The 6295-nt window shown below is 34.8% G+C and carries 8 protein-coding genes and 1 tRNA gene; 8 read left to right on the top strand and 1 reads right to left on the bottom strand.

From position 1 onward, the window contains the following. Window positions 1-199 precede the first annotated feature (199 nt). Complete coding sequence (locus ACWG42_RS14780) at window positions 200-793, top strand: TlpA family protein disulfide reductase (protein WP_455793332.1); 594 nt, start codon at window positions 200-202, stop codon at window positions 791-793. Then, window positions 790-1317, top strand: coding sequence for an ECF transporter S component (locus ACWG42_RS14775; RefSeq protein ID WP_455793331.1), 528 nt, complete (start codon window positions 790-792; stop codon window positions 1315-1317). The genes ACWG42_RS14780 and ACWG42_RS14775 overlap by 4 nt, the downstream gene beginning before the upstream one ends. 11 nt (window positions 1318-1328) lie before the next feature. On the opposite strand, the gene ACWG42_RS14770 is transcribed toward ACWG42_RS14775, so the two are convergent. Next, window positions 1329-1925, bottom strand: a complete 597-nt coding sequence (locus tag ACWG42_RS14770) for a xanthine phosphoribosyltransferase (protein WP_455793330.1) — start codon at window positions 1923-1925, stop codon at window positions 1329-1331. A gap of 138 nt (window positions 1926-2063) precedes the next feature. Here ACWG42_RS14770 and ACWG42_RS14765 point away from each other — a divergent pair, with 138 nt between their 5' ends. The 6 genes from ACWG42_RS14765 (at window position 2064) to ACWG42_RS14740 (ending at window position 6134) form a co-directional block, all read left to right on the top strand. After that, window positions 2064-2921, top strand: a complete 858-nt coding sequence (locus ACWG42_RS14765) for a DMT family transporter (protein WP_455793329.1) — start codon at window positions 2064-2066, stop codon at window positions 2919-2921. A gap of 114 nt (window positions 2922-3035) precedes the next feature. After that, complete coding sequence (locus ACWG42_RS14760) at window positions 3036-4484, top strand: 4Fe-4S dicluster domain-containing protein (RefSeq protein ID WP_455793328.1); 1449 nt, start codon at window positions 3036-3038, stop codon at window positions 4482-4484. A gap of 65 nt (window positions 4485-4549) precedes the next feature. Continuing rightward, entirely contained in the window at window positions 4550-4882 is a 333-nt protein-coding gene (locus ACWG42_RS14755) for a hypothetical protein (RefSeq protein WP_455793327.1), read from the top strand. Window positions 4883-4949: 67 nt separating this feature from the next. Beyond that, entirely contained in the window at window positions 4950-5165 is a 216-nt protein-coding gene (locus ACWG42_RS14750; RefSeq protein ID WP_455793326.1) for a YneF family protein, read from the top strand. Between the two features lie 101 nt (window positions 5166-5266). Further along, complete coding sequence (locus ACWG42_RS14745) at window positions 5267-5959, top strand: transglycosylase domain-containing protein (RefSeq protein ID WP_455793325.1); 693 nt, start codon at window positions 5267-5269, stop codon at window positions 5957-5959. Window positions 5960-6047: 88 nt separating this feature from the next. After that, a tRNA-Leu gene (locus ACWG42_RS14740) sits at window positions 6048-6134 on the top strand. Window positions 6135-6295: the final 161 nt, after the last annotated feature.

Genomic DNA, 6295 nt, shown 5'->3' with positions numbered 1-6295 from the left:
TTTTTTAAGCTTAATGAGCTTATTTTAACCTATATGACTCATATATATGAAAAAAAGAGGTCGTAACCTCCTAGGCATCATCTGAATTTCCAAATGTGTCTATTTCGTTACAGCCTCTTTTTTCATTTACCAAATGTAAATCATAGACAAATGCTATGGAAACATATAAAATAGATACGTATAAAAAGGAGGAATGCTTATGAAGAAACTGATTTTGCTTTTCATGGCGTTATGCTTAGTTGGATGTACTACAACAAAAGAAGAAGATAAGAAGAATACGGCTTGTGGTGATGAAGGATCTACTTCATGTAGTTTAGAGGAAAGCGCAGACATGAGTGATTATGAAAATTTTATAAATAAAGACAATCAATTTATAAAATCTGATATGCCTTCTGTTTTATCTATATTGGAAAAGAAACAAAATGCGGTTGTGTACTTTGGATTTCCAAAATGTCCGTGGTGTGTTGAGGCATTGCCTGTTTTAAATGATGTCGCAAAACAACAAGAAATCGAAATTTTGTATGTGCAAACACGAGACAATGATAAAAAATCATTGATCAGTGATGAAGAAAAGAAAACGATTATGGAATATACAGATAAATTCTTAGATAAAAATGAGGAAGGTAATAAACAATTCTATGTACCTTTTGTGATTACGATTGAAGATGGTGAAGTTACTGCAGGACATGTAGGGACTGTAGATGGATATGATACTAGTGAGCGTAAAATGAATGAACAAGAGAAACAAGAGTTAACAAATATTTATACGGAAATGCTTAAGGATAAAAAATGAAAAGTCAAGTAAAGAATATTTCGCTTTCCTCCATGTTTTTAGCCATGGGGATCATTCTTCCTATGGCGTTTCATTGGTTCACATTTACATCTGGAGCTGTATTTTTACCGATGCATATTCCAGTGCTCTTATGTGGGTTTCTATGTGGTCCATTTTATGGGGCTTTGGTGGGTATTCTAACGCCATTGTTATCTAGTGTATTAACGGGGATGCCGATGCTTATGCCAGTTGGTGTATCCATGATGTTTGAACTTATGACCTATGGAATATTAAGTGGTATTTGTGTAAAACGCTTCCGTATTTACCCTAGTTTGATTCTTACCATGTTGGCTGGACGTGCGGTAAGTGGAGTGGTAACGCTTGTGTTATTAAGCTTTACTGGTAAAGCTTATACACTGGCAATTTTTATAGGAAGTGCATTTGTAACTGCCTTTCCTGGGATTGTATTGCAGTTGTTGGTGGTACCATTTTTGGTACGGGTTGTTATGAAGATCCGAAATCAGAACGGAATACATAAGATTTAAAAAAATCCACATCAGTTGTTCGATGTGGATTTTTCTTCATTTACAAACGCTATGTGATCCTTGTCTAAAGATGCAATTCTTGCTTGAGAGTATACCATATATCCCTGTTCTTCTACTTTGCTTCTACCAGATTGGAAAGCTTTTTCAATCACGATACCAATGCCACTTACTTTGGCATTTGCTTGCTTTATAATATCGATAGCGCCTAAACAAGCTTCTCCGTTTGCCATAAAATCATCAATGAATAATACATAATCATTGTCGGATAAATATTTCTTCGAACAGGTGATATCATAATCCAAATCTTTTGTAAAAGAATGCACCTTCGTTTTATAAATATCGTCAGTCAAAATTTTAGACGTGTTCTTCTTAAAAAATACAACAGGTACTTGTAATAAGTAAGCAAGCATCAAAGAAGGCGCAATCCCACTTGTTTCAATGGTACACACTTTTGTGATGGGAACATCCTTGAAATGTTCTTTAAAATCTTGAGCGATTTGCATCATTAACTCTGCATCAATTTGATGATTCAAGAAAGAATCCACCTTTAAAACATCCTTGTTTAACGATTCACCATATCGTCTAATATAATCTTCTAGTAATTTCATATGCTTTTCTCCATCTTCAAATATAGTAAATATTATAGAGAATAAATAGGAAACTTGCAATATTTACAAGGAATTCCAAAAAAGTATTTTAATCGATATGAAGTTTATGATAAGATATAACGCGAATGAGGTGAGAGAATGAAGCGTTCATACGCAAATCTGATGTTGATTTTTGTTACCATCGTATGGGGCGGTGGGTTTATTGCGACAAGTGGTGCTTTGGATACTTTTTCTCCTTTTTATATCATGATGATTCGTTTTGTTGGCGCAGCAATCATTCCGTTTATATTATGTTTTAAAAAGTTGAAGACACTTGATCGTTACGTAATTACACGTGGTTTATTATGTGGAGCTTTATTGTTTTTGGCATTTTCTTTTCAAACCTTTGGTTTAAAATATTCTTCACCAAGTAAGAATGCATTCCTAACGGCTACTAATGTCGTATTTGTTCCTTATTTGTTGTGGATGTATGTAAGACGTAAACCGAATAAAAAAGAAATTATAGCGAGTGTAATTTGTGTTGTTGGGATTGCTTTGTTAACCTTGAAACCAGATGCATTAAGTTTGAGTGTGGGAGATGTTTTATCTGTTATCTGTGCGTTCTTCTTCGCAACACATATGATTGCATTAGAGCGCTATTCTCATCATAGTGATGCGGTGGTTATGACAACTTTGCAAATGATAGGTGCTGGAGTAATGTCTACCATATGCGCATTGATATTTGAACAACCACCAGCAAACTTTGAAATGAGTGCATTAGGAAATATTCTATATTTGGTTTTTGTATCTACCTTGTTAGCATATTTAGTACAAACATTTGCACAACGCTACACAAGTGCCAATAGTGCTTCTTTGATTCTTTCTATGGAAGCCTTGTTTGCATCCTTGTTTTCCTTCCTTATTCTTCATGAGACGATGAGTTTTATGATGGTTGTAGGAGCGTGTTTGATATTTGCGAGTGTACTTTATATTGAATATAAGCCAAAAGGTAAGTAAACATAAACGACGAATGTAAAAAAAGACAAAAATTTTTCATTTCTGTCTTTTTTTATAATTTGTTTGTGCTATAATTAGCTTGTTAAAAATTACACAAGTGATTAGGAGGATATTATGTCATTATTTACCCATGAAGCAAGACAGTTTAAGTTCGATGTTCTACTCGAAGTTAGTAGACGTGCATTTTCTGGAACAATCAATGAAGATACATGCGATGAAGTAGCGAATCTTCTGATTCCTGGAAAACGTGCTGATTTTAGATGTTGTACGTATAAAGAAAAAGAAATTATTCGTCAGCGTACTCGTATCGCATTAGGGAAAACACCTGTACCTGTTGAACATAGCAATGAACGTCAAATCGTTCGTGTCATCGAAGCGGCATGTGATGGCTGTTCTATTCAAAAAATTCAAGTAACAGACAACTGCCGTAAATGTATGGCGAAAGCATGTTTATCAGCATGTAAGTTTGATGCTATACATATGGGAGAAGGTCGTGCATTTATTGATTATGACAAATGTAAAGAATGTGGGGCATGTAAGAATGCTTGTCCATTCAATGCGATTGTTGAAACACAACGTCCATGTATGAAAAGTTGTCCAGTGGATGCTATCTCTATGGATCAAGACAATCTTGCTCTTATTGATGAAGAGAAATGTATCAACTGTGGTGCTTGCCAAGCAAAATGTCCTTTTGGGGCAATCGAAGACATGTCTTGGATGGTAAACGTGATTGAGGAATTAAAAAGTGAAAATGATGTGTATGCAGTTTTTGCTCCTGCTATTCAGGGACAATTTGATGAAGCTACACTTCCACAAATTAAGGAAAGTATGCGTCTTTTAGGGTTTAAAGATGTATATGAAGCAGCAATTGGTGCAGATGCGGTAGCATGGTATGAAAAAGAAGATGCAAAAAAACATAAAGCAGAAGGCGTTAAAATTACAACTAGCTGTTGTCCTGGATTTGTGAATTTAGCAAAACAACACTTCCCGGAAGTATATGAAAAGAATGTATCCCATATGGTAAGTCCAATGGTGGCTACGGCTCGATATTTGAAAAACAAGCATAAAGATTGCAAAGTTGTATTTGTTGGTCCTTGTGTTGCTAAGAAGCAAGAAGCATTAGATAGTGAAGTTGATTTCTGTATTACATTTGAAGAATTAGGGGCAATGTTGGTTTCTAAACATATCTCTCCTGAAAATGTAACTCCACGTGATGAAGATGTAGCATCTGCTCATGGACGTAATTTCTCTATTGGAGGAGGAGTTTCAAAAGCTGTTGGTATTGCACTTGCAGAAAATGGCGATGAAGCAATTAAAACAGAATATGCGGATGGAAGCGTTGCTTGTAAGAAAGCATTGTTGATGATGAAGATAAATCGCTTTGAAGCTGATATTTTAGAAGGAATGGCTTGTCAGGGTGGATGTATTTGTGGTCCTGCAACCATTGAGTCTGCGATGAAAGTAAAAGCTAGAATGACGAAAGAAAACTTACCAATCAAGGATAAGACAATTCATTCCACATTAGAGAAATACGATTTCTCAGACATCGATTTACACCGTTAATACCTTTATGACATAAAACGACAATGAAATGATAGGATGTATGGTAGAATACTTTTGGTGATATTATGAAAGTATGCTATGCAATACGTCCTTCTTTTTATGAATTGATACAACAACATCCTGAACTCTTACGTTCTAGCGAAGATCTGTCGATGGAACAAAGAGAATTGATGTTTGAAAAAATCGATATAAATTCTATGATGATAAGCGCGAGTTCGTACTTTCAAAGCGCAATTGTCATGGAGGAATCCATACTTTATTTAGATCACTCAATAAAACAAAAACAATATTCCATGGAATGTTTTGAATATTTTGTAAAAATAGATTCTGAACAGAATCCATTTCTTCCATTTGTGAAACGTATATTTCGTAATTTTTTTGTGCTTGAGTGCGAATAAAGATGAAAAAGTATTGTAAAATGTTCTTAAAAATAGTAAAATGGACTTACTGCGAGGAGGATTACATATGGATTTAGTTAGTTCTATTATATTAACACTAGTTGGTTTAGTGGTCGGAGGTTTCTTAGGCTTTTATTTCACAAGAAAGAAGTTTGAGAAAGAACTGAAAGAAAACCCACCTATTAACGAGAAAATGATTCGTGCAATGTTCTTGCAAATGGGAAGAAAACCATCTGAAGCGCAGATCAAGCAAATAATGAAGTCTGTTAATTCCAATAGATAATACACGGGAAACCGTGTTTTATTTTTCTTACAATCAATAACAGAAGTGTAAGATAACGAAAAAATAAAACATATCATGTTATACTAGGGGCAGGTGATATTATGAAAATATTAAAAAGAATATTATTGTTAATAGTGCTATTAGCTCTTCTAGGTGGCATTGTATTTGCTGGAGTTGGATTCTTCAATTATAAATCCGCAATCAATAAAGAAAGTATTGAGGATAAAGTGAGTGAAATTCAAGGAAGAAGTGAATACGTCTCAAGCGAAGATATAAGCCCTTATTTATTAAAGGCAACGGTATCTATAGAAGACCATAGATTTTATGACCATAACGGAGTGGATTATTTCGCGATGTTACGTGCATTGGTTTCTAATATCTTTGCAAAGGGTATTGTTGGCGGAGGTAGTACGATTACACAACAACTTGCGAAAAATCTTTATTTTGATTATCAATCCACGTATTTACGTAAAGCGAGCGAAGTATTCATGGCCTATGATTTAGAAGGAAAATTGAGTAAAGAAGCAATCCTTGAGCTATATGTGAATGTTATCAATTATGGAGATAATTATATTGGTATAAAAGCGGCGAGTGAAGGATACTTTGGGAAAGAACCAAAAGATTTAACATTGAATGAGGCGACCTTATTGGCAGGACTTCCACAATCGCCAAGTAATTATCAACTAAGTGATCATAAAGAAAATGCTTTAAAGAGACAAAAACAAGTGTTAGAAGCTATGGTACGCGATGAAGAAATCACAGAAGCACAGATGGAACTTATCGTTGGGAAATAGATATAGAATGAAGTCTTGAAAAAAATACAAATTGCTTTAAAAAATAATTGCATTCAAGAATGAAATACGTTATAATAGTCTAGCACACGCCCGAGTGGTGAAACTGGTAGACGCAACGGACTCAAAATCCGTCGGTAGCAATACTGTGCCGGTTCGAGTCCGGCCTCGGGCACCATGCTAATAAAGTAGCTCCCAAATGGGAGCTTTTTTATATGGTTCTTTAACATTTGGTGTTGGTGGATGAAAAACGATACAAATTAAGGCTTAAGCGGAGATGGTTGAAAAATCATCTCTTTTTCATTGTCTTAATTTAACCATAGTATTCGCAATAAGTAA

Source organism: Amedibacillus sp. YH-ame10, from assembly GCF_053848885.1.
Note: the sequence above shows the minus strand (reverse complement) of the source record. Positions and strands in the feature narration are given on the sequence as shown.